This window comes from Nocardia jiangxiensis NBRC 101359 (assembly GCF_000308615.1).
GTDB lineage: Bacteria > Actinomycetota > Actinomycetes > Mycobacteriales > Mycobacteriaceae > Nocardia > Nocardia jiangxiensis.
On record NZ_BAGB01000040.1, the window covers coordinates 322,221 to 344,454 of the forward strand.

At 68.4% G+C, this 22,234-nt stretch carries 21 protein-coding genes; 9 read left to right on the forward strand and 12 right to left on the reverse strand.

Going from position 1 to position 22,234, the window contains the following annotated elements; translation table 11 throughout:
* Positions 1–21: 21 nt before the first annotated feature.
* The 8 genes from ON40_RS13955 to ON40_RS13990 all read right to left on the reverse strand — a co-directional run bounded on the left by ON40_RS13955 (position 22) and on the right by ON40_RS13990 (position 8,989).
* Positions 22–1,230 carry a cytochrome P450 gene (locus tag ON40_RS13955; RefSeq protein WP_040822351.1) on the reverse strand — a complete coding sequence of 403 codons (1,209 nt, stop codon included), beginning with the start codon at positions 1,228–1,230 and terminating at the stop codon, positions 22–24.
* Positions 1,231–1,243: 13 nt separating this feature from the next.
* On the reverse strand, positions 1,244–3,442 hold the full coding sequence (locus ON40_RS13960; RefSeq protein ID WP_063712995.1) for an AMP-binding protein: 2,199 nt from the start codon (positions 3,440–3,442) through the stop codon (positions 1,244–1,246).
* Complete coding sequence (locus ON40_RS13965; RefSeq protein ID WP_218008783.1) at positions 3,439–4,206, reverse strand: thioesterase II family protein; 768 nt, start codon at positions 4,204–4,206, stop codon at positions 3,439–3,441. Before ON40_RS13965 ends, ON40_RS13960 begins: the two co-directional genes overlap by 4 nt.
* A complete protein-coding gene (locus ON40_RS13970) occupies positions 4,203–5,438 on the reverse strand; it encodes a cytochrome P450 (protein WP_040822353.1) in 1,236 nt (411 codons plus the stop codon). Before ON40_RS13970 ends, ON40_RS13965 begins: the two co-directional genes overlap by 4 nt.
* Positions 5,435–6,337, reverse strand: coding sequence for an SAM-dependent methyltransferase (locus ON40_RS13975; RefSeq protein ID WP_040822355.1), 903 nt, complete (start codon positions 6,335–6,337; stop codon positions 5,435–5,437). Before ON40_RS13975 ends, ON40_RS13970 begins: the two co-directional genes overlap by 4 nt.
* Positions 6,338–6,339: 2 nt before the next feature.
* Positions 6,340–6,597, reverse strand: a complete 258-nt coding sequence (locus tag ON40_RS13980; protein WP_040822357.1) for an acyl carrier protein — start codon at positions 6,595–6,597, stop codon at positions 6,340–6,342.
* Between the two features lie 12 nt (positions 6,598–6,609).
* A complete protein-coding gene (locus tag ON40_RS13985; RefSeq protein WP_040822360.1) occupies positions 6,610–7,617 on the reverse strand; it encodes an acyl-CoA desaturase in 1,008 nt (335 codons plus the stop codon).
* 178 nt (positions 7,618–7,795) lie between these two features.
* On the reverse strand, positions 7,796–8,989 hold the full coding sequence (locus ON40_RS13990) for a cytochrome P450 (RefSeq protein WP_040822362.1): 1,194 nt from the start codon (positions 8,987–8,989) through the stop codon (positions 7,796–7,798).
* A 280-nt stretch (positions 8,990–9,269) separates the two neighbouring features.
* Between ON40_RS13990 and ON40_RS13995 the strand changes: the two genes are divergently transcribed.
* A complete protein-coding gene (locus ON40_RS13995) occupies positions 9,270–10,610 on the forward strand; it encodes an NAD(P)/FAD-dependent oxidoreductase (RefSeq protein ID WP_040822661.1) in 1,341 nt (446 codons plus the stop codon).
* A 45-nt stretch (positions 10,611–10,655) separates the two neighbouring features.
* Here the strand turns inward: ON40_RS13995 and ON40_RS14000 are convergent, their stop codons facing one another.
* Together ON40_RS14000 and ON40_RS14005 are read right to left on the reverse strand one after the other, a co-directional pair.
* Positions 10,656–11,924 (reverse strand): cytochrome P450, encoded by a 1,269-nt coding sequence (locus ON40_RS14000; protein WP_040822663.1) that lies wholly within the window; start codon positions 11,922–11,924, stop codon positions 10,656–10,658.
* A 53-nt stretch (positions 11,925–11,977) separates the two neighbouring features.
* Complete coding sequence (locus ON40_RS14005; RefSeq protein WP_245567793.1) at positions 11,978–13,381, reverse strand: NAD(P)/FAD-dependent oxidoreductase; 1,404 nt, start codon at positions 13,379–13,381, stop codon at positions 11,978–11,980.
* Positions 13,382–13,636: 255 nt separating this feature from the next.
* On the opposite strand from ON40_RS14005, the gene ON40_RS14010 reads away from it, so the two are divergent.
* From ON40_RS14010 to ON40_RS14035, 6 genes are read left to right on the forward strand one after another with little or no spacing between them, the layout of a single operon-like run.
* Complete coding sequence (locus ON40_RS14010; protein ID WP_040822365.1) at positions 13,637–15,298, forward strand: AMP-binding protein; 1,662 nt, start codon at positions 13,637–13,639, stop codon at positions 15,296–15,298.
* Positions 15,299–15,314: 16 nt separating this feature from the next.
* A complete protein-coding gene (locus ON40_RS14015) occupies positions 15,315–16,103 on the forward strand; it encodes a ferritin-like domain-containing protein (RefSeq protein ID WP_040822367.1) in 789 nt (262 codons plus the stop codon).
* A gap of 4 nt (positions 16,104–16,107) precedes the next feature.
* The gene (locus ON40_RS14020) at positions 16,108–16,692 is read left to right on the forward strand and encodes a PaaI family thioesterase (RefSeq protein ID WP_051193079.1); all 585 of its coding nucleotides are present in this window, start codon (positions 16,108–16,110) and stop codon (positions 16,690–16,692) included.
* On the forward strand, positions 16,689–16,952 hold the full coding sequence (locus ON40_RS14025; protein WP_040822370.1) for an acyl carrier protein: 264 nt from the start codon (positions 16,689–16,691) through the stop codon (positions 16,950–16,952). The genes ON40_RS14020 and ON40_RS14025 overlap by 4 nt, the downstream gene beginning before the upstream one ends.
* Positions 16,949–17,782, forward strand: coding sequence for an SAM-dependent methyltransferase (locus ON40_RS14030; protein WP_040822372.1), 834 nt, complete (start codon positions 16,949–16,951; stop codon positions 17,780–17,782). The genes ON40_RS14025 and ON40_RS14030 overlap by 4 nt, the downstream gene beginning before the upstream one ends.
* A gap of 15 nt (positions 17,783–17,797) precedes the next feature.
* On the forward strand, positions 17,798–18,667 hold the full coding sequence (locus tag ON40_RS14035) for an acyl-ACP desaturase (protein WP_051193080.1): 870 nt from the start codon (positions 17,798–17,800) through the stop codon (positions 18,665–18,667).
* A gap of 49 nt (positions 18,668–18,716) precedes the next feature.
* Here ON40_RS14035 and ON40_RS14040 read toward each other — a convergent pair whose 3' ends face one another.
* Complete coding sequence (locus ON40_RS14040; RefSeq protein ID WP_040822375.1) at positions 18,717–19,181, reverse strand: PaaI family thioesterase; 465 nt, start codon at positions 19,179–19,181, stop codon at positions 18,717–18,719.
* A gap of 154 nt (positions 19,182–19,335) precedes the next feature.
* On the opposite strand from ON40_RS14040, the gene ON40_RS14045 reads away from it, so the two are divergent.
* Together ON40_RS14045 and ON40_RS14050 are read left to right on the forward strand one after the other, a co-directional pair.
* A complete protein-coding gene (locus ON40_RS14045) occupies positions 19,336–20,592 on the forward strand; it encodes a cytochrome P450 family protein (protein ID WP_245567794.1) in 1,257 nt (418 codons plus the stop codon).
* 121 nt (positions 20,593–20,713) lie between these two features.
* Entirely contained in the window at positions 20,714–21,370 is a 657-nt protein-coding gene (locus ON40_RS14050; protein WP_040822377.1) for a hypothetical protein, read from the forward strand.
* A 126-nt stretch (positions 21,371–21,496) separates the two neighbouring features.
* Here ON40_RS14050 and ON40_RS14055 read toward each other — a convergent pair whose 3' ends face one another.
* A complete protein-coding gene (locus ON40_RS14055; protein ID WP_040822380.1) occupies positions 21,497–22,192 on the reverse strand; it encodes a DUF8020 domain-containing protein in 696 nt (231 codons plus the stop codon).
* Positions 22,193–22,234: the final 42 nt, after the last annotated feature.

Genomic DNA, 22,234 nt, shown 5'->3' on the forward strand with positions numbered 1-22,234 from the left:
TCCGCGGCATCCCGCGGCGACTTACACCGTCACCGACAGCAGCGCCGGTCCGCGCACATTGATCCGGCCGTTCCAGCGCACTTCGTCCACTTCGGCGGATGGGAAGCGGGAAACGAAGAGCGGGAACACGATTCGTGCCTGCATCCGGACCAGCGCCGCGCCGAGACAGTGGTGGATGCCCGCGCCGAAGGTCACGCCGCGGGGAGCCTCGGGCCGGTCCAGGCGCAGCAGGTCCGCGTCCGCGCCCCAGAACTCGGGGTCGCGATTGGCCGCCGCCAGACAGGCCACCACCCAGGCTCCGGCCGGAATCTCGGTGTCGCACACGCGCACCGGAGTCACCGTGACCCGCCGCATGAGGTGCACCGGAGTGTCGTAGCGCAGCAGTTCCTCCACCGCGTTCGCGCTCAGTTCCGGGTCCTCGCGCAGCCGACGAGCCTGGGCGGGGTGCTGCAGCAGTGCCAGGATGCCTGCGGCGAGGTGGTTCACCGTCGTCTCGTGTCCGGCGATGTAGAGCAGCATAACCTGCGCCACCAGTTCGTCCTCGCCGAGCACATCGCCCTCGTGCTCGGCGGTGATGAGCGCGGTGAGCACGTCGTCACCGGGATTGTCGCGTTTCCAGCAGACCAGATCGGCTACCATCGCGCGCAACTCGGCATCGGCGGCCCGGATCCTGGTCTGCAGGGCCGGATCGGCGAGCGGTTCCAGCGCGAGGACCAGGACCGCGGTCAGCTCGCGCAGCCGGGCGCTCTCCAGCACCGGGATACCCAGCAGTTCGGAGATGATTGTGAACGGCAGCGGAAAGGCCAGTTCCGCAACGATATCCGCCTGTCCGGCCGCCGCGATCCGGTCCAGCGCGTCGGCCACGTGTGCGGCCACCCGCAGTTGCAGGGCGTCCACCGACCGGGGCGTGAAAGCCTTGGCGACCAATCGCCGCAGGCGGGTGTGGTCGGGCGGATCCTGATCCAGCATGGACAGCCCGCCCATGATGCGGTTCGCCTTGCCGAGCCGGGCGCTGTCACTCTTCCAGGCCGGGAGGCGGGTGAGGTGCCGTTCGTCCACCGACTGGGTGGTCGAGCGTTGCAGCGCAAGCACATCCGCGTACCGGGACACCAGCCAGAAACCGAGGGGGTGTTCGTGCGCGGGACTCTCGACGCGCAACCGGGCGTAGTGCGGATAGGGATCGGCGGTGAAGTCGGCGGCGAACGGATCGAACACGAATGCCTCGGTCATGACAGCTCCCGGGTCAGGGTGTGGCCAGTTTCACGTTCCGCATGGTGACAAGTGCTGTGGCGCAGAGAATTTCGCCCTCCGGTTCGACGGAGAAGACCTCCGCCGCCGCGACCGTCAGCAGCGCACCGGGATTGACCACCCGACCGCGGGCCACAACCGTCGCCCCCTTGGCTGGTGCGAGGATCTTCACGGTGTAGTCGATGGTCATATTCACCCAGCCGGGCCGCAGCAGAGTTCCGGCCGCGGAACCGGCCGCGAAATCCGCCAGCGAGCCGAGCACTCCGCCTTGGAAGTACCCGTCGTGCTGGGTCAGTTCCGGGCGATGCGGTTGCACGATCTCGACGCGGCCGGGCGCGATCTCGCCGAAGTCGAATCCGAGATGCCGGGCGGCGGGCATGCTGAGCACCACCGCTCGCACCGTCTGCTCGAAATCCGGATCGAGCGCTTCCCAGGTCTGCACGATGATGGCCCTTCGCTGCGATTCGGTGGATTCCTGCTGCTGCGGCCAGATCTCGAATTCGGCCGCCAGATAGTGGCGGCGCGCCGCCGCTCGCATGATCTTCCCGCTGCTGGTCTTCGGCAACCGGCTCGGCAGTGTCAGTACCAGATCGCCGAGCGAGAGTTCGTGTTCGCGCAGTACCGCGGCTCGGATCGCGCCCAGCACATCGGCGGGTTCGGCGTCCTCGACGTGCTCGCGCCGCAGTTCCTGGACCACCACCAGCCGGTCGGTCTCGGTGCCGGGCACCGCGAAGGCGGCGCATCCGCCGGGCCGCAGGGCGGGATGTGCGGCCTGCACGGTGAGTTCGATGTCCTGCGGATAGATATTGCGGCCGCGGATGATCACGACGTCCTTGAGCCGCCCCACCACGTACAGTTCCTCGTCCAGCAGCAGGCCCAGATCTCCGGTGCGGAGGAAATCGCGGCCGGGATCGTTGGCGCAGCGGGCGCGGAAGGTTTCCGCGGTGGCCTCCTCGCGTTCCCAATACCCTTGTGCGACATTGTCTCCTGACACCCATATCTCCCCGACCCGATCCGGCGGGCAGACCTGCCCGGTCTCCGGGTCCACGATGCGCAGCACTTCCCCGCGCGGCGCGCGCCCCGAGGCGACCAGCGTGCGGGACCGCTCCCCCGCCGGGGCGTAGCGCCGTTGCGCGAGCGCGTCGGGATCGACCTCGAGGGTACGCGCACCGCGGCCCTTCACACTGCCGGCGGCCAGCAGGGTGGCCTCCGCCAGGCCGTAGCAGGGATACAGGGCCTCGGCCCGGAATCCGTACGGGGCGAAGGCTTCCGCGAATCGGCTCAGGGTCTGCGCGCGGATCGGTTCGGCGCCGTTGAAGGCGACCTGCCAGCTGCTCAGATCCAGGCCGGGTTCCGGTTCGGCGCCCGCGGCCAGGCGCGCGACGCAGGCGTCGAAGGCGAAATTCGGTCCGCCGCTGGTGTGTCCGCGATATCGGGAGATCGCGGAGAGCCACAGGAGCGGTCGCCGGATGAACGTGGTCGGGGCCATCTGCACTCCGGTCGCCCCGACGTACAGCGGTTGCAGCGCATTGCCGATCAGGCCCTGATCGTGGAAGAACGGCGCCCAGCCGACCAGCGTCGAATCACGGTCGTGGCCGAAGGAGCGGCGGATCATCTCCTCGTTGGCGATCAGATTGCGGTGCGTGACCATCACGCCCTTGGGCGTGGCGGTCGACCCCGAGGTGTATTGCAGGAACGCGATCGAATCCGGTTGTGCGGCAACGATCGGACCAGTGTCGACCGCAGGCAGCAGGTCCACGCCGATCCAGTGCACCGCCGGGCACCACGCCTCGGGTTGTGCGCGCAACAGGTCGACTCCGGCCCCGAGGGTGAGTACCGCGGTCGGGCGGCAGTCCCGCACGATGGATCGCGTCGCCTCCGGAATACCGTTGCGGCGCGGTGGATTCAGCGGTACTGCCACGATTCCCGCGTACAGGCAGCCGAAGTAGGCGACGAGGAATTCGGGGCATTGCGGGAAGATCAGGAGTGCGCGGTCGCCGCGCGAGCATCGAGCGCCCAGTTCGGCGGCCACCGCCAGCGCACGGCGGTGCAGGTCCCGGTAGCTCAGAACGGTACTCTCCGTGCCGTTCTCGTCCAGGAAGACGTAGGCGGTGCGGTCGGGCTCCTGGCTCGCGCGCCGGGCCAGGATGTCGGAGAGCAGCTCACTGTCGGTGCTCACCACGTCGGAAGTCACGGCGCTGCCTCCTCGAGGTCGTCTGCGCGCCGCGCCCGGCTCAGCGATTCGGTGATGATCGCCGCGATCGCGGTGCGGTGCTGCTGGTGGAACAGGTGGTCGCCGGAGAACTCGTGGATGGTGAACCGGCCGTCGGTCAACTCCTGCCAGGCCGCGAGTTCGCGGGCCTCGACCACGGGATCGCCGGTGCCGTAGAAGGCCGTGACCGTGCAGTCCAGCCGAGGCTCGCGGCCGTACCGGTACTCCTCGGACAACTCCAGATCCGCCCGGGTCAGCGGTAACGCGTAGCGCAGGAAGACCGCGCTGCGGGCGGCTGCGCCCCAGGCGCCCAAATCGGCCAGAGCCGCGGCGAACGCGTCGTCGATCAGGTCGTGAATGGGCGGACGGCTCGCGGCCAGTTGCGGCGCCCGGCGGCCGGAGACGAACAGGTGCCGCGGCGGCGTACCCGCCGCGGTCAATGCCCGGGCCAGCTCGAAGGCCACCAACGCGCCCATGCTGTGGCCGTAGAGCGCCAGTTCGGCATCCCCGAGCGCGGCCAGTTGGGGTAGCAGGCCCGCCACCGCGTCCTGCACCCGGCGCAGCGGCGGTTGCCCCGCGGCGTCCTCGCGGCCCGGCAGTTGTACACGGACCGCGCCGATTTCGGCGGGGATCAGGCCGAGCCAGCGGTTGAACGAGGACGCTCCGGCGCCCGCGTGCGGAACGAACAGCAGTCGCAGCGCTGCGTCGGTAGGTTCGTAGCGCAACCAGGATCGCGCGGTGGTCATGCCGCCCTCCGCAGCGTCACCGGCAACCCGGTCAGCCCGCGCACGATGAAACTGTGGTCCTGCCAGTGCCATTCGTCGCTCAGCAGCGCCATGCTCGCCGAATGCCGGTACAGGAATTCGAACGCCACCTGCGCCTGTAGTTCGGCCAGCAGGCCGCCCAGGCAGCCGTGCATGCCGTGACCGAAGGCCAGGTGACCGCTCGCATCCCGGGTGAGGTCGAATTCGTCGGGCCGGTCGAACGATTCGGGATCGCGATTGGCCGCGCCCAGGCATACCAGCACCTGATCACCGGCACGCAGCAGCTGCCCGCCGATCTCGACGTCGCGGGTGGCCAGTCGTTTGGTCAGTTGCAGGGGGCAGTCGTAGCGCAGCGCCTCGGTGACCGCGGCGTCCACCAGTTCCGGGCGTGCCCGCAGCAGCGCGTCCTGGGCGGGATGCCGCAGCAGTGCGAGCAGGCCATTGCCGATCAGTGATTTCGTGGTCTCGTTACCGGCGACGAAGCACATGATGCAGACGAAGATCAGTTCCTCGTCGGCGAGCCGGTCCCCGCCCGCGGTGTGCGCGGCCAGCAGACGGCTGATCAGGTCGTCGCCGGGCCGCAGACGACGTTCGGCGATCACCTCCGACAACGCGGCGGCGAACAGTTCCACGACCTCGCGCACCCGCGCGAAATCGGCCGCTTTCATCATGCCCGGCTCGAGCAGGAATCGGATGTCGTGGGTCCAGGGTCCTACCTGCGCGCGCAGCTCCGTCGGCAGCGCCATCCATTCGCACAGCACCGTGATCGGCAGCGGCGCAGCCAGATCCGCGATCACGTCGAACTGCCCAGCGGCCCAGGCCGGTTCCATCAGCCGCGCGGTGACCGCACTCACCTGCGGCCGCAGTTCGGCCACCGCGCGGGCGGTGAACACGCGGTTGACAAGTCCGCGCAGACGCGCATGGTCCGGATTGTCGGTGAAGACCAGGGATTTGCGGCCCAACCGGCCGATCCGGTCCACCTCGCCCTGCCCGAGCCGCGCGGCCTGTTCGTCCACCAGCCGCGGGATCAGGCTCGCGCTGAACGAACGGTCGTGCAGCACCGCGCGCACGTCGGCGTGCCGGGTCAAAACCCACATACCCAGCGTCCGGTGCACCGGATGCGCCTCGCGCAGTTGCCGATACATCGGATACGGATCGCGGCGGAACTCTGCGCCGAACGGATTGAATCGGACCCGGCCGGGCGAGACGGTCATCGCGGCTGCCCCGCGCGATCGGCGAAATACTTGCCCGTATATGGCTGCAGGACGATCCGGTACAGTGCGATCTTGCCCATCCGGAACCCGAGCGCCGACTGCGCCAGATAGCGCCGATACCGGTCCACCGTCTCGGCACCGACCAGTTCCGTTGCCCGCGTGCGGTTTTCCCGCAACCGCGCAGCCCATTGTGCGCAGGTCCACGCGTAGTCCGACCGGCCGTTGCTCATCGAGCGGATCTCGAAGATGCCCTCGGCGGCGGCGAGGATCTGCGCCGGTGTCGGCAGGTCGGCGTCCGGGAAGATCTCCTGCTGAATGAAGCTGCTGGCCTGCTCGCGAGACATGTTGCCGTAGGCGATGGTCTGCAGCGACAACGTCCCGGAATCGGTCAGCCAGTCCCGGCAGCGGGTGAAGAAGTCGCGGTAGACCCGGATCTTCGCGGCATCGGAATCGTCCGGGCGGGCGAAGTGCTCGAAGGCGCCGATCGAGACGATACCGTCGAAGCTGGTGTCCGGCTCGTAGTGCAGCCAGTTCTCGGTGCGCACCTCGACGCCCGGAAGCTCCTGCGCGCGAACGTAGTCCGCTTGCTCCGGGCTCAGCGTGAGACCGACCGAGCGGTCCACCCGGTGTCGTTGCGACAGTTCCCGCAGGATCGCTCCCCAGCCACACCCGATATCGAGCACGGCGCCGGCCCGGTAGGCATCGATCGCGTCGAGGTGGTGTCGGAGTTTGCGCTGCTGGGCGATCTCGAGGGTGTCGTCGGGATGCTTGCGCAGCGCGCAGGAGTAGCTGAGGGTGGGATCCAGCCAGAGCCGGTAGAAGTCGTTGCCGACGTCGTAGTGGTGCCGGATCGCGGCCGCCGCGGCGGTCGCCCGGTCGGCGCCGGTCGAGGCGACCATGGCTAGGCCACGCTCCGGGCGCTCTGCTCGTGCAGATAGGTGGCAACGGCGTTCAGGTTGGGGTGCTCGTAGAGGTCCTCGGGCGACAGGTCGATCCCGTAGCGATCCTCGACCTCGATCAGCAGGGCGACGGCCAGCGCCGAGTCGACACCGAGCCGGTCGAAGTCCGCGGCCGGGTCGATGGTCCGCGCGGGCACCTCGAGCAGATCGGCCAGGTACTCCTGGCACCAGGCGACGATGGCGTCCTTACTGGTATCCACGATGGTATTTCCTTACGCTGCTGCGGCATTGCCGCCGACGGTGGATTTTCCGGAGAGTCGTTTGGCCGCCATGCGTTCGTCGGAGGGCAGCTCGAGATCCCAGGCGAGCCCGAGCAGCGCCAAGGTCTTGATGAGCCAGTACCCCGGATCGAGGCGGTACCAATGCAGTCCGAAGGACGGCGAGGTGGGAAAGGCGTGGTGATTGTTGTGCCAGGATTCCCCGAAGGTCAGCAAGGCGAAGATGCCGCCGTTGTGGCTGTTCTCCCGCGATTCGTAGGCGCGAGTGCCGAACATGTGCAGGAAAGAGTTGATCGCCCAGACGGTGTGCTCGAGCAGGAACATGCGCGCGAATCCGCCCCACAGCAGACCGGCGACCGCGCCGGTCCAGCTCATCGTGAGCAGTCCGCCCAGCACGGTGGGGATCAGCAGGCCCAGGCCCACCCACCAGTAGTAGAGCCGGGCCACCCGGACCAGTCGCCGGTCCTTGATCAGGTCGGGCGCGTAGTGCACGACGTTGGGGTACTCGTGTCGGCGCATCCAGAGGAAGTGCGAGTGCATCAGCCCGCGCAGCCGTCCCGACCAGCCCGCACCGGACAGGTTGGGCGAATGCGGATCTCCCGGGCGGTCGCTGTACTCGTGGTGCCGCCGGTGCAGCGCCACCCAGGACACCACCGCACCCTGACCCGCCATCGACCCCATGACCGCCAGCACCGACGCCACCCACGGGGCGGCCTTGAAGGTGCGGTGCGTGAACAGGCGGTGGTAACCGGCCGTCACTCCCAGCCCGGTCACCACCCACATCCCGAACAGCAGCGCGAATTCGACGATCCCGAACGGTCGCACGAACAGAAAAGCGACCGCGCCGACCATCCCGAATATCGGCAGCACATCGAACAGCAGAAAATGCCTGCGCTGCAACCGGTGGATATACGGGCTGTCGATCGTCTTGCGGCGCGGCGCGGGTTTTCCGGTCTCGCCCCCGGACTCCGGGGAACGGTCCGGCTCATGGTCTGTGGTCATCTGTATCCAACACCTTCGCGAATACCGGATCCGGTTGTCTCCCGGACGATTTCGAGATTAGCGTTGGTTGGGCCGCGCCCCGGCCCCGTGCGCCTCTACCGATCGGCGGATCGGAATTGCTTATCGGCTGCTTGTGCCCCAGCTTCGACATGTGCATTCGGTCCCACAATCGGGCAATTCAGGCGCGCAGTCGGACCGGAAGGGACAGCGGGCCACGCATCGAGACCGAGTTCCGGAACGACGGCGCAGGGTCGAGCAGTTCGAAATCGGGTGCGCGGCACATGAGTTCGGTGAACAGAACCTCGCCTTGCAGCCTGGCCAATGGCGCACCGACACAGAAGTGCGGCCCGTGACTGAAGGCGAGATGGCGTGGCGTGCCGTGGCCGGGCGCGAATCTGAGCACATCGAGCGAGTCGGGGTCGGTGAACGCCGCCGGATCCCGGTTGGCCGAACCGACGAGCAGGATCAGACCTGTCCCCCGCGGCAACGTACACCCCGCGAACTCGACCTCACGCAGGGTGACGCGGGTCGGGAACGGGACCGGGGTGTCGAAGCGGAGAAACTCTTCCACCGCGTGCCGAGCGGATTCCGGTTCGGCCCTGAGGATTTCACGCTGCTCGGGATGGCGGGCGAGAGCCAGCAGGCCGGTCGCGATGAGGTTCATCGTGGTCTCGTGCCCGGCGATGAGCAGGAGTACCGCCATGTCGACGAGTTCGCGCAACTCGAGCGCGGTCCGGGTCGCGAGTGTGGACAGCAGATCCGCGCCCGGCTCGGCGCGGCGGCGTTCGATGAGGTCGGCGAAGTATTCGGCGAACGCTCCCACCGCATCGACGCGAGCATCCTTCTCTTCATCCGACAGCAGTGCGTCCGGGTCCAGGCCGCGGCTGATCGCGGCGGCCCACACACCGAACCGCGCGTGATCGGCTGTGGGAACGCCGAGCATCGTGCAGATCGTGTTGAGCGGCAACGGGTATGCGACATCGGTGACGAAATCGACCTCCCCGGCCTCGACGGCGCGGTCGAGCAGTGCGGCGGCGGTCTCGGTGATCCGCTCGCGCAATGCGGCGATCGCGCGGGCGGTGAAGGCCGGAGCCACCGAGGCGCGCAGTCGCGTGTGCTCGGGCGGGTCCATCAACAGGAACGAGCCGGGCAGCGTCCGCGGATCGACACCGGGCCGGAACGGGTTGATCCCGGAGAAGTAGCCGTGCCCGAACGCCGGGTCGCCGAACACCGCGTCGCAGTCGGCGTAGTGCGGCACGAGATGGATGCCGGGCCGGAATTCGTGCAGCCTGCCCGCTGCCCGCAACGACCGGTAGGCCGGTGCCGGGTCGGCACGGAGTTCCGGGGAGAACGGGTCGAGTATGCCGGTCATCGCACAGCCCCTTCGACAGCCCGCGAGCGCGTCGGAACACGCAGAATCCGCGTCTGCGGCAACGCCGGACACCGACCGTCGGGCAGGAACAATCCTGCTGGTGGACGCGACGTGACCGCGGACGTTTGCGCTGAATTCACGTTTCGCAGCTCAACACCGTACGGTGGCGAATTCATGAACGGCCCGCGAATTGCCTTCTGTCATCGTGTAGTTCGATGACGCCATAGGATGCGGCCGATAGGGTTTGTCCGAGATATCCCGTCGGTCGACGATTCGGTGGGTGAATTCCGATTCCCCGCATGCCGTAGTTCTGGGCGCAGGTATCGCAGGATTGCTGGCCGCCATCGTGCTCGCCGAACACTTCCCGCGCGTCACCGTACTCGAGCGCGACACCTTCGCAGGCAGCGAGCCGCGCCGAGGGGTCCCGCAGGCCAGGCATCTGCACGGTCTGATGGAGGGGGGCCGCGCCGTCATCGAAACGCTCTGTCCCGGACTGACCGAGGAGATCGTGGCCGCCGGCGCACCGACCACCGAGGTGCTGGCCGGATCCCGGTGGTATCTCAGCGGGCTGCGTGCCGCGCCGACCGAGACCGGACTCGTCACGCTGCTCGCCAGCCGCCCACTGCTGGAATGGGGATTGCGCCGGCGCGCGGCCGCGCTGCCGGAGGTGAGGTTCCGGGAAAGCGTTGCCGCACATGGCCTCGTCGCCGTGGCGGGCCGGATCACCGGAGTGCTGGTGAGCGAGTCCGGCGGCCACGCGCAGGCCGTGGCCGCCGACCTGGTGGTCGACTGCACCGGGCGGGCGTCGCGCGCACCCGAGTGGCTGCGGGCCGTGGGTGCGCACGTGCCCGAGCAGGACAGCGTGGTCATCGACCTGGGCTATTCCTCGCGCACCTACCGGCACCGGCCCGAACACCTGGACGGCCAACTCGGTGTGGTCGTTTCGACGATGGCCGGTCGTCGCGGCGGCGGGGCGATCGTGGTCGAGGGCGACAGGTGGCATGTCACCCTGGGTGGGATGCTCGGGGATCACCCACCCACCGACCACGAGGGGTTCACCGCATTCGCCGCGACGCTTCCCGTGCCCGACATCCACCGCATCGTCACCGACGCCGAACCATTGAGTGATCCTGTGCCACATCGCTTTCGCGGTTCGGTCCGCAGGTATTTCGAACGCCTACCGGCGTATCCGGAGGGATTTCTCGTGCTCGGCGATTCGCTGTGCAGTTTCAATCCGCTCTACGCGCAGGGCATGACCGTGGCTGCGCAGCAGGCGCTCACCCTGCGCGCATGCCTGCGTGCAGGCGTCGCGGAATTGCCGGGCCGGTTCTATTCCGGTGCCGCGCGTCATGTCGATGTCGCATGGCGAATGTCCACCGGGGCCGATTTGAATCATCCGGGCGTGGTCGGTCGGCGAACGCCTCGAATCCGGCTGCTGAATTCGTATATCGGACGTGCGCATCGTGCGGCACACATCGATCCGATTGTCGCGCGCGCATTCATGCGGGTCGCCAATCTCGTCGACCCGCCCGAGACGCTGCTGAGTCCCGGGACGGTCGCGAGAATTCTGTGGCACGGTCGCGGGGTGCGGCCCGAAGGCTCGCCGCTGCACTCGCAATGACCGCCCGTTCCGGCCGGGCCGGGTGGCTCCGGCCGGCGGGCTCGATCAGGCCGCGGTGAACCGGACGGGCAGCGACTCCAGCCCGCGGATCACCACATTCGGTTTGTACGAGGGCGTCTCGGTGAGCACCTCGAGCTGCTTCACCCGGCGCAGCAGCACATCCAGCAGCACTTCCATCTCCAGCAGCGCCAGCGGTGCGCCGAGGCAGTAGTGGATGCCGAGGCTGAAGCCCAGATGCTTCTTCGCCGGACGCATCGGATCGGAGTACCGCGCCACATCGACCTTGTCCGGGTCGGTGTACGCGGCGTCGTCGCGATTGGCCGAATTGATCAGCACCACCACGCCCTCGCCGGTCTCGAACTCGTGGCCCGCCACCGTGATCGGCCGGGTCGCGGCCCGGGTGGTGACCTGCACCGACGGCTCCAGCCGCAGCAGTTCGTCGGGCGCGTACTCGGTCAGTTCCGGACGCTGCCGCATCAGCTCCAGCTGATCGGGATTGCGCAGCAACTGCAACATGCCGGTGCCGACCAGATTCGCGGTCGTCTCGTGACCGGCGACGAAGGTGGTGATGCAGGTGGCGAGCAGTTCCTGTTCGGTGAGCACGTCGCCGCGATCTTCCACCTGCGACAACACGCTGAGCAGATCGTCGGCCGGGCGGCGGCGGCGCTCGTCCAGCAGCTCCCGGAAGTAGCCCATGAAGCCGCGGGCCGCGACGCTCCGGGCACGCAGCGCCTCGGGCGGCAGCGTGTAGTCGTGGTCGAATCCGCGCGCCAGATCCTGCGACCAGCGATGCACCTGGGCGTACGCCTCCCGCGGTACACCGATCAGCTCGGCGGCGATCGTCAGCGGCAGCGGGTAGGCGATCATGTCGACCAGATCGAATTCGCCTGCGGCCAGGGCGTTGTCGACCAGCTGTTCGGTGACCTCGGTGATCCGGGGCCGCAGCCGGGTCACCATGCGCGGGGTGAACCCCTTGGTGACCAGGTTGCGCAGCCGCGTGTGGTCCGGCGGCTCCATCCACAGGAACGAGGTCGGCAACTCCTCCGCCGCATCCTGCGCGGAGACGGTGGGGTGCATCATTCCCGCCTCCTCGGCGTGACTCCACGCCGTGGTGGACAGCACCGCGCTGCAGTCCTCGTAACGGGTGATCACCTTGTGGCCCAACGGGGTGTTGTGCAGCGGGCCCGCCTCGCGCAGCACCCGGCCCGGGGTGTACGGGTCGGCGCGTCCGGCGGGGCCGAACAGGTGCTCGATTGCGGTGGCGATCGCCGGATCCTCCCCGGCGACGGTGGTGGTCGGTGCTGCCAGATCCATCTCGGATTCCCTCCTGATCGGTGGCAGACCGGCTCCGATGCCGGATCTGCCGGTCATGGGTTGCGGTGCAATAGGATTCGTCGTGCGATGCGCGGACTGAGCAGGGCCGCGGGCGGATCCACGAGGTTCGCCACGCGCAGGAACGTGCGCGCCACCTCCGGATCGAGGTGCGCGGCGCGCTGCGCCCGTGCGACATAGGCATTGGTGAACCGGGTGCGCAGGTTACGCGGGGCCACCACGCCGGGGTGCGCCAGATCCGCCGAGGAGGCCAGCCCCCAGGCGGCCGACACCACTGCCCCTGCGGCGGCATAGAACCGGACCGGGAGTTCGCGGTCGGGCACGTGCAGGCAGTCGCGCAGTGCCAGCGCCTGCTGTGCGGCGACCGTCATCCCTTGCGCGTACAGCGGATTGAAGCTGCACAACGCGTCGCCCAGGACCAGGAAGCCCTGCGGGACGACCGGCTGGCGGTCGAAACGCCGCCGGACCGAATGGCGAAACCGGTGCGGCACCGGATCACCGAGCGGTTCACAGCCGGTGACGATGTCGTGGATGTCGGGTCCGGCCAGACCGGCGGCGAAGGTCGCGAACTCCGCCGGATCGGTGGGTGGATGATCACCGAGCATGCCTGCCAGCGTGACGTGCCAGCGGTCGTCCTCGACCCGGATCGCGCCGCCGCCGTGCCCGTTCGCGCCGGTGGAGATGATGATCGAGGCCGGGCCGCCCACTTCGCCCGGATCGCGCCGATAGAACCGGGAGGTGTAGCCGAGATCGACCTCGAGCCGCTCCTCCTGCGGAGCGCGGGCGCCCAGCCGGGTGAGCCATTCCGGCGCCCGCGAGCCGCGTCCGGTCGTGTCGACGACCAGATCGCCTGCTAGCGTGTGGTTTTCGCTATCGGTGACAGTGACCACGCCGCGCACCCGGTGCGCGGTTCCGACCAGTCCGTGCGCGGTCGTGTGCGACCGCAACCGCACGTTCGGCAGTGTCAGGGTCCGCTCGCGCAACACCGCTTCGAGTAGCGGCCGGGTGGCCATCACCGAAGTCAGCCCGGTTTCGGCCGTCGCGACCCGCAATCCGGCTACATACCAACGGGTTCCGATCAGCACCTCGGCGGTGCTGGCCCCGCGCCGCGCCATCTCACTGGTGAAGCCGGGATACAGCTGTTCGATAGCCGTGCGGCCGCGATCGAGCAGCCCGTGCAGGTGCCGGGCCTGTGGAACGCCGCGCCGGGTCGCGGTCCCGCCCGGTGTCTGCCCGCCGTCTTCGGCGAATTCGTCACGTTCGACCAGCGTCACCCGCGCGAATCGGTCGGCGAGGACCCGGGTCGCCAGCAGTCCGGCGATCCCGGCGCCGAGCACGATCGCATGACCCTCGCCCGTCGCATCCGCAGCGTGCGGATGCGACGGTGAATCGGGCCGGGCCGGGGTCGGCCCCGCCACCGTGGTCTCGTCGGAACTCACCTGGGCAACTCCTGAAAAGCGAACGGGCACCGAGGGAAACGAAAGCGCCGTCCCGCACAGGCGGGAGGAACAACCGTGTCGGCGACCATCCTCGCCGCGGCCTGCCGCCCGCCCCGCGGCGATCACCGGGTCCTATCGGCTGATAGCCCAATGGCCATATCCGGCAACGCAATTGGACGATCGACAACGCTTATCACCGCATGCATTTCACAGCCCGTTCAAGGCCCGGAAACCCGGCGCTGCTGGGCTGGCCGCATGACGATATCCGCAGGGACCCTGCCGGAGCAGCTGGCCGCGATCGCCGCCCGCCACCCCGAGGTATCGGCCAGGTTCTGGTCGCTGTCGCAGACCCTGGACTACGCCACACTGCACCGGACGGCGACCGACGCGGCGGCGGCACTGGTGCACCGCGGTGTGCGGCGCGGCGAACCGGTGGGCATCCTGTGCCCCAACGCGCCGGAATTCCTGATCGGCCTGTTCGCGGTCGCCGCCGCCGGGGCCGCCGCGACTCCGCTGCCGCTGCCCGCCGGCACCCGGCAACTCCAGACCTATCCGGACAAACTGGCTGCCATCGTCGCCGCCGCGGGGATGCGGACGGTCCTGGTCTCCCCGCAGTTCGCGACCATGACCTCCGCGCTGTCCGCGGTTCCGGTCGAATTCCTGGACACCGCGACGTTGTTCGCCGAGACCGCCGATGCCGAGCTGCCGCCGGTGCGGCCGGAGGATCCGGCGGTCGTACAGTTCACCTCGGGCAGTACCGCCGCCCCGAAGGGGGTGCGACTGACCCACCACAACGTGCTGGCCGGACTGGCCGCCATCCGCACCGGCATCGACCTCGGACTGTCCGATCAGGGCGGCTTCTGGCTGCCGCTGTTCCACGATATGGGCCTGTTCGGCACGCTGTCGGCCATCCTGCGCGGCATTCCCGCCCACATCTGGTCGCCCACCGCATTCGTGAAGGATCCGGCGCGCTGGCTACACGAATTCGCAACCAGCGGAACGACTATCACGGCGATGCCGAACTTCGGTTACGAGGCGCTGCTGGCCGCGGTGCCGCCGGAGCGGGTGGCCGATTACGATCTGCGGCACTGGCGCATCGCCTTCAACGGCGCCGAACCCATCTCCCACGACGTGGTGACCGCGTTCTGCGAGCGGTTCGGTCCGGCCGGTTTCGACCCGGCGGCGATGTTCGCGGTGTACGGGATGGCCGAGGCCACGCTCGCGGTCACCTTCCCGCCGCTGGGCCGGGTTCCGCTGTTCGACTGGGTGGATCGCGGCACATTGTCCGATTCCGGTTGGGCGCATCGGATTTCACCGGGAACGCCGGGCGCTCGCGCGGTCGCCGGGGTGGGTCGGCCGGTGGCCGGGCTCCGGCTGCGGGTGGTCGATCCGGACTCGGGAGTGGCGATCCCCGACGGGGAGGTCGGGGAAATCCTCATCAGCGGCGATCCGGTGACCGAGGGCTATCTGACCGCCGATCCGGCGCGCACGGCCGAATTGTTCACCGATGGCTGGCTGCACACCGGCGATCTCGGCTACCTGCGCGCCGGGGAGCTGTTCGTCACCGGCCGCAGCAAGGACATGATCACCGTGCGCGGCGTCAACTTCTACGCACAGGACGTGGAGGCCGCCGTCGGCGACCTCGACGGCATCCATCGGGGCCGGTGCACCGCCACCACCGACCCGGTCGATGCGGACACCATCGCTCTCATCGTGGAGACCGACCACACCGATACGGCCGCCGACGAGCTCGTCACCGCCGTCCAGGCTCGCATCGCCGCCCGCCTGGGCCTGGCCGCGGTGCGGGTGTACCTGGCCGCGCCGCGCACCATCCCACGCACCAGCAGCGGCAAACTCCAGCGATCGGCCGCTCGTGAACTGATCGCCGACGGTATTGCCGCGCAACACCTTCTGTAGAGAAACCGGAGCCCCTGTGCACAGCTACGACGTCTTCCGCCACTACGAGCGCCTGCACTGGAAGCTGGGCGACCTGGACCTGGGCAGCATCGATCCGACGCTGGTCCGGCCCGAGTACGTGACCCTGGCCAAGAGCGCCACCATGGGCGAGTCCAATGTCATCGCCGCGGTCCACGGCTTCCTCGACGAATTCGTCGACGACTACGACTTCTCCACCTTCGCGGTGGTGTGGGGATTCCAGGAAGTGCAGCACCACTATGCTTTTCGCGCCTGGCTGGCCGCGCTCGGGGAGAGCGTCGACGACAGCGCGGTACACGCCATGCGGGCGCCGTACGCCCCGGGCACCACGCCGTCGGCGACCCTGGCGACCAACATCATCTCCGAACTCACCGTCAACCACGTCTATCGCACGATGTCGCGCTGGGTGGCGGAGCCGGTCTTGCAGCGCCTGCTGCTCGAGGCCAGCCGCGACGAGGCCGGGCACGCCCGCGAATTCATCCACTACACCACCGAGCGCCTGGCTCGCCGCCCCGAGGAACTGCCCTCGGTGCTGGAGACGCTGTACGTCTACAGCTCCGAGGCGAAGATCAAACATCCGGTGAGCACCTTCAAATCCGGTATCTCGGAGGTCGGCGACCACGCGACCATCGACACCGGGTTCGAGCTGTTCCTCGAGCAGATCGCCGAGGACGGTGAACTCGAGGTGCTGCACGACAAGGTGCGCCGTACTTTCGCCGGTATCACCGGGCTGGATCTGTCCTCCAATGCCAAGGTGCGGCGGGCGCTGGCCGATGCGATCGCCTGAGCCGATGACCGACCACACCGGCACTCCCCCGCCCGACGCCGTCACCGTGCCCTGGTCGGTGGTGCCGGATTACCACTGCTTCGGCTGCTCACCGCATAATTCCTCGGGTCTGGGACTGCGTTTCACCCGGCACGCGGACGGCCTGCAGGCGCGGTTCCGGCTCGATCGCCGCTTCGAGTCCTATCCCGGGGTGGTGCACGGCGGGCTCATCGGGGTGATCTGCGACGAGGTGATGGGCAATCTCATCGTGCTGGCCCGGCGGGTACCGGCCTTCACCGTTTCCCAACGCACCCGCTTCCTCACGCCGCTGCTCGTCGAGCGCAACTATCGCTGTGTCGCAACACTTTCCGCCGACAACGACGGCACGATCGGGGCGGTCGCGGACATCCTCGACGAGGAAGACGGACTGTGTGCCTCCTCCAGCGCCGTGTATCGGCCGTTCGTCCTCGCCGACGTACGGCACCAGCTCACCCTCGGCGACGCCGACGTCGCCCGGCTCGAGCACGCCCTGTCCACACCCGACACACATTTCGCGCCGGACACCCCGTCCGGCTCGAAGACCCTGCACCGGAACGGAGTTCACACATGACCGCGCCCACCAGCGAGCAGATCCTGTCGACCGTCACCGAGATCGCGGTCGCCGAGACCGCCATCCCCGCCACCGAACTGCGTCCCGATGTCGACCTGCGCGGGATGGCCGGTGTCGATTCGGTGCGGGTGCTGCGCATGGTGGCCCGCATCGAGCGGGCCTACGACATCGAACTCGAGGATTCCGACGTCTTCGGCATGTCCACCCTCGCCGACGTGGTGACCGTGGTGGACAAGGCGCTGCGGGCGGAGGCGGCATGACGGTCACCGCGGACACCAATCAGCATTACGATCTGGACCCGGAGATCTTCGGCGAATTCCTGGATCCGTTGCGCAAGTACAGTTCCGCGCGGTACCTCGGGCCGGATGACACTCTGGAGCAGGCGCAGCAGCACAAATTGCGGTTCGTCGCGGACCGGCTGGGCCTGCGGGGTGGCGAGCGGCTGCTCGATGTCGGTTGCGGCTGGGGCGCGCTGATCCTGTTCATGGCATCGGAATTCGACTGCGACACGCTCGGGGTCAGCCCAGCGCCGCGCCAGCACGAGTACATCGCCGCGCAGGCCGCCGCCCGCGGGCTGACCGATCGGGTGCGCACGCGCGTCGGATATTTCGAGGAACTCGAATTGCCCGCACGGGGTTTCGACGCGGTGACGCTGCTCGGATCGATCGTGCACATGCCCGATCCGGATGCGGTCTTCCGCCGGGCGCGCGGCGTGCTGCGCCGCGGTGGCACGCTGTACGTCTCGGAGAGCTGCTTCCGGAATGCCTCGGCGCGTCGGGCTTTCGACGAGCGCGACGGCACCCGGTTCGTCCGGTCGGACATCTTCGGGTTCGGTGAGTTGCGCCCGTTGTCGGAACTCGTGGCCGCGGCGGAGAACGCCGGATTCTCGGTGATCGCCGTCGACGATCTGACCGCGGACTACCGCCGCACCATCGACGCGTGGATCGCCAATGTGGACGCCGCCGCGGACCGGATCGAGGCGCACGGTCCGGGCCTGGCCGCCACGTTGCGGCGCTATCTCGAAATCGCCAATGCCGGATGGGGTTACACCACCAAGCATTACGCGCTGACCTGCCGCAACGCTCGTTAGCCGGAGGGATTTCCGATGACCCGAGACTTTCCGGCACACGCGATACCCACAGCGGCGATCCTGCTGCCCGCCGACGAACTGACCACGGCGGTGGACGGCTTCCTGGCCGCGTCACCGGCCGCCCGCGCCTGGGACGTGGAAACCGCCTTCGACTGGGCCCGCGCCGATGCCGGCCGGCTCACCGAGGGGCAGCGTTCGGCGGTGCAGTTCGTCACCTACATCGAGGACCACCTGCCCGGCTATTTCGATGTGTATCAACGGTATTTCCCGGTGGACGACAGCGTCGACGCGGACACCTTCGTGCACAATCGCGAGCTGTACCACTTCACGGTGCGCTGGGCGGTCGAGGAGGACACCCACGCTCGGGCGCTGGCGCGCTATCAGCAGGCCGCCGGAATGGCCGAACGATCCACGCTCCGAGACGAACTCGCGGTCGAGGGCCGCAAGCCGTTCGATCTGCCGTATCGGCATCCGGTGCAGTTCTTCGCCTACGCGCTGGTGCAGGAGAAGGCGACGCAGATGTACTACCAACAGCTGCGCGAGGTTTCGGGCGATCCGGTGCTGGCCGCGGTGCTGACCCGACTGACACGTGACGAGGCACGGCACTTCAGTTTCATGGCCGACGTGGTGGGCCGCTATCTGCGCACGCAGGGCGACGCGGTCGTGGAGCCGATCCGCGAGGTGGTCGCCGGATTCCGGATGCCGTTGGCCGACAGCATGCGTGGCTACTGGCGGTGGGCGCTGCGGATCGCCGACGTCGCCGACTACGACCACACCGCCGCCTACGAGCATCTGGTGAAGATCATCGACCGGGCGGTCGACACCCGCACCGAACCGCTGGACGAACTGGTCCGGTTCCTGGACCGCTGTCGTTCGCTGGCCTGATCCCGATCGGCCCGGTCGCTGCGGCGCGACCGGGCCGATCCGGGCGGGACTACTGCGGCTGCAGCACCAGAATGGTGGTGGAGCCGTGCGCGATCAATTTGCCGTTGACATCGGTGATCCGGCCCTGGGCGGTCGCGGTCCGGCGGCCGACGTGCACGGCGGTGGCCTCACAGGTCAGGCGGCTGCCGTCCAGGGCGACCGAGCGGATGAAATTCACCTTCAGCTCCAAGGTCGTGTACGCCACGCCGTCGGCCAGGGTGGTGAAGACCGCGCTGCCCATCGCGGTGTCCATCAGCGTCGCCAAGACCCCGCCGTGCACGGTGAACATCGCGTTGATCGTCGCCGGGTTCGGGTCCAGGTAGTACCGGGTGAATCCGGCCCCGGCGGCCTCGAGCCGGATACCGAGCGAGGCGCCGACCCCCAGCTTCTCCTGGAGCCCGCGCTCGAAGATCTCGGTCAGTTCGCCGACCCTGGCCGCGACGACGTCCGCGGCCTGAATATCGGTGCTGGTCATAGCTTTTCCTCCCTGCAGAACGATACGCAGCCATTCGAGCAGCGTTCGGTGAACTGCGGATGGCCGCCGCGGCAGCGATTTTCAGCTCCGATCGAGTGATCGGAACACGTTGCGCCACCGTCGCCGACTCGGCGCGGCCGGTACCGTCGCGATCGTGGTCGAGACGCTGGGCGCCGATTTCTTCGCCGATCCGCAGTCCTACTATCGGCGCTGGCGCGCCCGAGGACCGGTGCACCGGGTGCGATTCCCGGACGAGACCGAGCGCTGGCTGGTGATCGGCTATCCGGAAGCCCGTGCGGCGCTCGCCGATTCGCGTCTGCGCAAGGACATCACGAACCTGAACGCGGTGATCAGCGCACAGCGTGCCGACGCCGCGGCCGACCCCCGCACACTGGCGCTGATGTCACACATGCTCAACAGCGATCCCCCGGTGCACACCCGCCTGCGCAAACTGGTCACCAAGGCGTTCACCACCCGCCGGATCGCACTGCTGCGGCCGCGGATCGAGCAGATCGCCGACGACCTGCTCGATGCCCTGCGAGGGCGGGACCGGGCGGATCTGCTGGCGGAATTCGCTGTGCCACTGCCTATTACGGTCATCTGCGAGATGCTCGGCGTGGCCGTCACGGACCGGGACTCCTTCCGCCGCTGGACCACCGATCTGGTCGGGGTGGTCGGCCGGGAGGAGCAGCGTCGCCAATCCACCGTGGCGATGGCGGGTTTTCTGGCAGATCTGGTGCGGGACAAGATCGCCCGGCCCGGCGAGGATCTGCTGTCCGCGCTCGCGCACACCACCGACGACGGCGATCGCCTCACCCCCGCCGAACTGGTGTCCATGTCCTTCCTGCTGCTGGTAGCCGGGTACGAGACCACCGTCAATCTGATCGGCAACGGCGCCTCGGCGCTGCTGCGCACCCCCGACCGCATGGCGGAGCTGTGCGCCGATCCCACCCGGATCTCCGCCGCCGTGGAGGAATTCCTGCGGTTCGACGGTCCGGTCGACCTGTCGATGGCCCGCTACACCGCCGAGCCGATCACCCTCGGCGACACCGAGATTCCGGCCGGCGAGGTCGTGTACATCGCGCTGGCGGCCGCCAATCACGACCCGTCCCGATTCTCCCATCCGGACATCCTGGACCCCGCCGCCGACCGCACCGGCCACCTCGCCTTCGGCCACGGCATCCACTTCTGCCTCGGGGCGCCGCTGGCCCGGATGGAGGCCACGATCGCCTTCACCGCACTACTGCGACACTTCCCCGCACTGCGCCCGGATCCCGACGCCACTCCCCTGCGCTGGTACGAGAGCACGCTGATCCGAGGGTTGGTGGAGCTGCCGGTCCTGTTGCGCGACAGCTCGGCAGGGTCGTGGCCCGATTCGGCCGCACCGAGGAATCACCGCAAAAACCGTTGAGACGCAGAGCTATTACCGAATCGCGCAAACCGGGCATCGCACGGTATCCTTGCCGGAGGGATATCACCGGATGGGCCGCGGCGGGGCCCGGAGTTTGCTATGCGAGTTCGGGAGAGTCGCCGTGTTGCTGTTGGTGGACAACATATCCGGTCTGTCGCGCGCCCAGCGGCGGATCGCGCAGTGGATCGACTGGAATCCCGACCAACCCGGAATCGCATTGCTGGACGTGCATATTCCCGATCGCCACCGGATCCGGCGGCTCGATGCCCTGATCTGGAGCGCGCAACGCTGTGTGGCCGTGACGGCCACGGGTTTTCGCTCGCGCCAGAACGGCACACTGGTCGTCCCACCGACGGGGCCGTTGCGAATGAGTAACGGGCGCAAGGCCGATATCTCCGGCAACACCCTGCTCAGCGACCCGGTGACACGCGCGCGGGTCAACTCCGCGGCCACGAAGACCTGGCTCGAACGTGCAACGGGCACACGGTGTGTGCTCTACGAGCTGCTGCTGATCACTGCCGTGCGCGGTCAGATCATCACCGCCATCGATGCACCCGACCTGCCACCGAGGACCGATATCCTGGTCGAGGATTTCGACCTGTTCCGGCACTACTTCCACCGGTTCGCCGAGCTGAGCCCGCGATGGACCTCGGCGCGGATCGCCAAGGTGATCGACAGCCTGGGCCTGTCCTATCTCTACGACGGGGATGAGGATCTCCTGGCCGAAGCCATGGGCGAAACCAAAAGTAGCGCACGGATATTCAGCTTCCCGCACTAGAGCCCGCGATCGCCTTCAGCGCACTCATCATCTGCGCAGCGGAGGTTTCCCGCACAGACCGAGAGCCCCGCCCGGAATTCCGGGCGGGGCCTGGTGTCCCCCCGGCACTTTCACCGGGGCGTCTGGTTACTTCGCGGGCGTGAACGGCTGGTTGATGGTGGTGAAGTACTGCGCCGCGGCCGCGATCGCGACCGGAGCGGTGATCAGCAGCTGACCGACCAGGGTGCCGAGCGCACCGACGGCGATGATGCCGCCGAGGCAACCGACGGCGGCGGCCGGCAGGAAGGCGCCGAACAGTCCGACGATGGCAGCTGCGGCCACAGTCGCGCCCGCGATGCCGCCGAGCAGGCAACCCGCCGCACCACCGGCGAGACCGCCGACCATGGTGCCGACCGCGGCACCGGTGGAGATCGTGGTGACCATGCGGTTCCAGGCCGCCTGCTCACGGTCGTAGGGGGTCTTCCACGGCGCGGTGTTCTCGTAGGGCAGCGCGACGGGCTTGTAGGTCGCGTGCGCCATGTCGAACTGCGGGGTCAGCGTCGCGGTGTGGTCGTGGATGTCGGCCGCGATCGGGAAGACGAAATCGTCCACCCGGAACGACAGTTCGGTGCCCGCGAGCACCGCGCCGTTGGCGGCCTTGATCTTGAAGACCCCGTTGTCGGCGGTCATCGAGCCCGCGTCGGTGGAGATGATGGTTGCCTGCTTGGTGGTGGTGGCCTTGTAATTCACCACACCGCTGTCCGCGGGTGCCGCACCGGCCACACCGGCCGTGACGGCCAGCGTCGTGACCAGCAGGGTCGACGCCGCAGCGAATTTCCTCATCCTTGCTGCCTTCTTCTCGTTCTGTGTTCGAATGAACCGGCG

What these genes read in the sequence shown, in the direction of transcription:
- ON40_RS13970 (WP_040822353.1), bottom strand. Translation starts at nt 5,438, where the DNA reads ATGACCGTCTCGCCCGGCCGGGTCCGATTCAATCCGTTCGGCGCAGAG.
- ON40_RS14040 (WP_040822375.1), bottom strand. Translation starts at nt 19,181, where the DNA reads ATGACCAGCACCGATATTCAGGCCGCGGACGTCGTCGCGGCCAGGGTC.
- ON40_RS13955 (WP_040822351.1), bottom strand. Translation starts at nt 1,230, where the DNA reads ATGACCGAGGCATTCGTGTTCGATCCGTTCGCCGCCGACTTCACCGCC.
- ON40_RS14055 (WP_040822380.1), bottom strand. Translation starts at nt 22,192, where the DNA reads ATGAGGAAATTCGCTGCGGCGTCGACCCTGCTGGTCACGACGCTGGCC.
- ON40_RS13975 (WP_040822355.1), bottom strand. Translation starts at nt 6,337, where the DNA reads ATGGTCGCCTCGACCGGCGCCGACCGGGCGACCGCCGCGGCGGCCGCG.
- ON40_RS13985 (WP_040822360.1), bottom strand. Translation starts at nt 7,617, where the DNA reads ATGACCACAGACCATGAGCCGGACCGTTCCCCGGAGTCCGGGGGCGAG.
- ON40_RS14035 (WP_051193080.1), top strand. Translation starts at nt 17,798, where the DNA reads ATGACCCGAGACTTTCCGGCACACGCGATACCCACAGCGGCGATCCTG.
- ON40_RS14030 (WP_040822372.1), top strand. Translation starts at nt 16,949, where the DNA reads ATGACGGTCACCGCGGACACCAATCAGCATTACGATCTGGACCCGGAG.
- ON40_RS13965 (WP_218008783.1), bottom strand. Translation starts at nt 4,206, where the DNA reads ATGACCACCGCGCGATCCTGGTTGCGCTACGAACCTACCGACGCAGCG.
- ON40_RS14020 (WP_051193079.1), top strand. Translation starts at nt 16,108, where the DNA reads ATGACCGACCACACCGGCACTCCCCCGCCCGACGCCGTCACCGTGCCC.
- ON40_RS13990 (WP_040822362.1), bottom strand. Translation starts at nt 8,989, where the DNA reads ATGACCGGCATACTCGACCCGTTCTCCCCGGAACTCCGTGCCGACCCG.
- ON40_RS14010 (WP_040822365.1), top strand. Translation starts at nt 13,637, where the DNA reads ATGACGATATCCGCAGGGACCCTGCCGGAGCAGCTGGCCGCGATCGCC.
- ON40_RS14000 (WP_040822663.1), bottom strand. Translation starts at nt 11,924, where the DNA reads ATGGATCTGGCAGCACCGACCACCACCGTCGCCGGGGAGGATCCGGCG.
- ON40_RS14025 (WP_040822370.1), top strand. Translation starts at nt 16,689, where the DNA reads ATGACCGCGCCCACCAGCGAGCAGATCCTGTCGACCGTCACCGAGATC.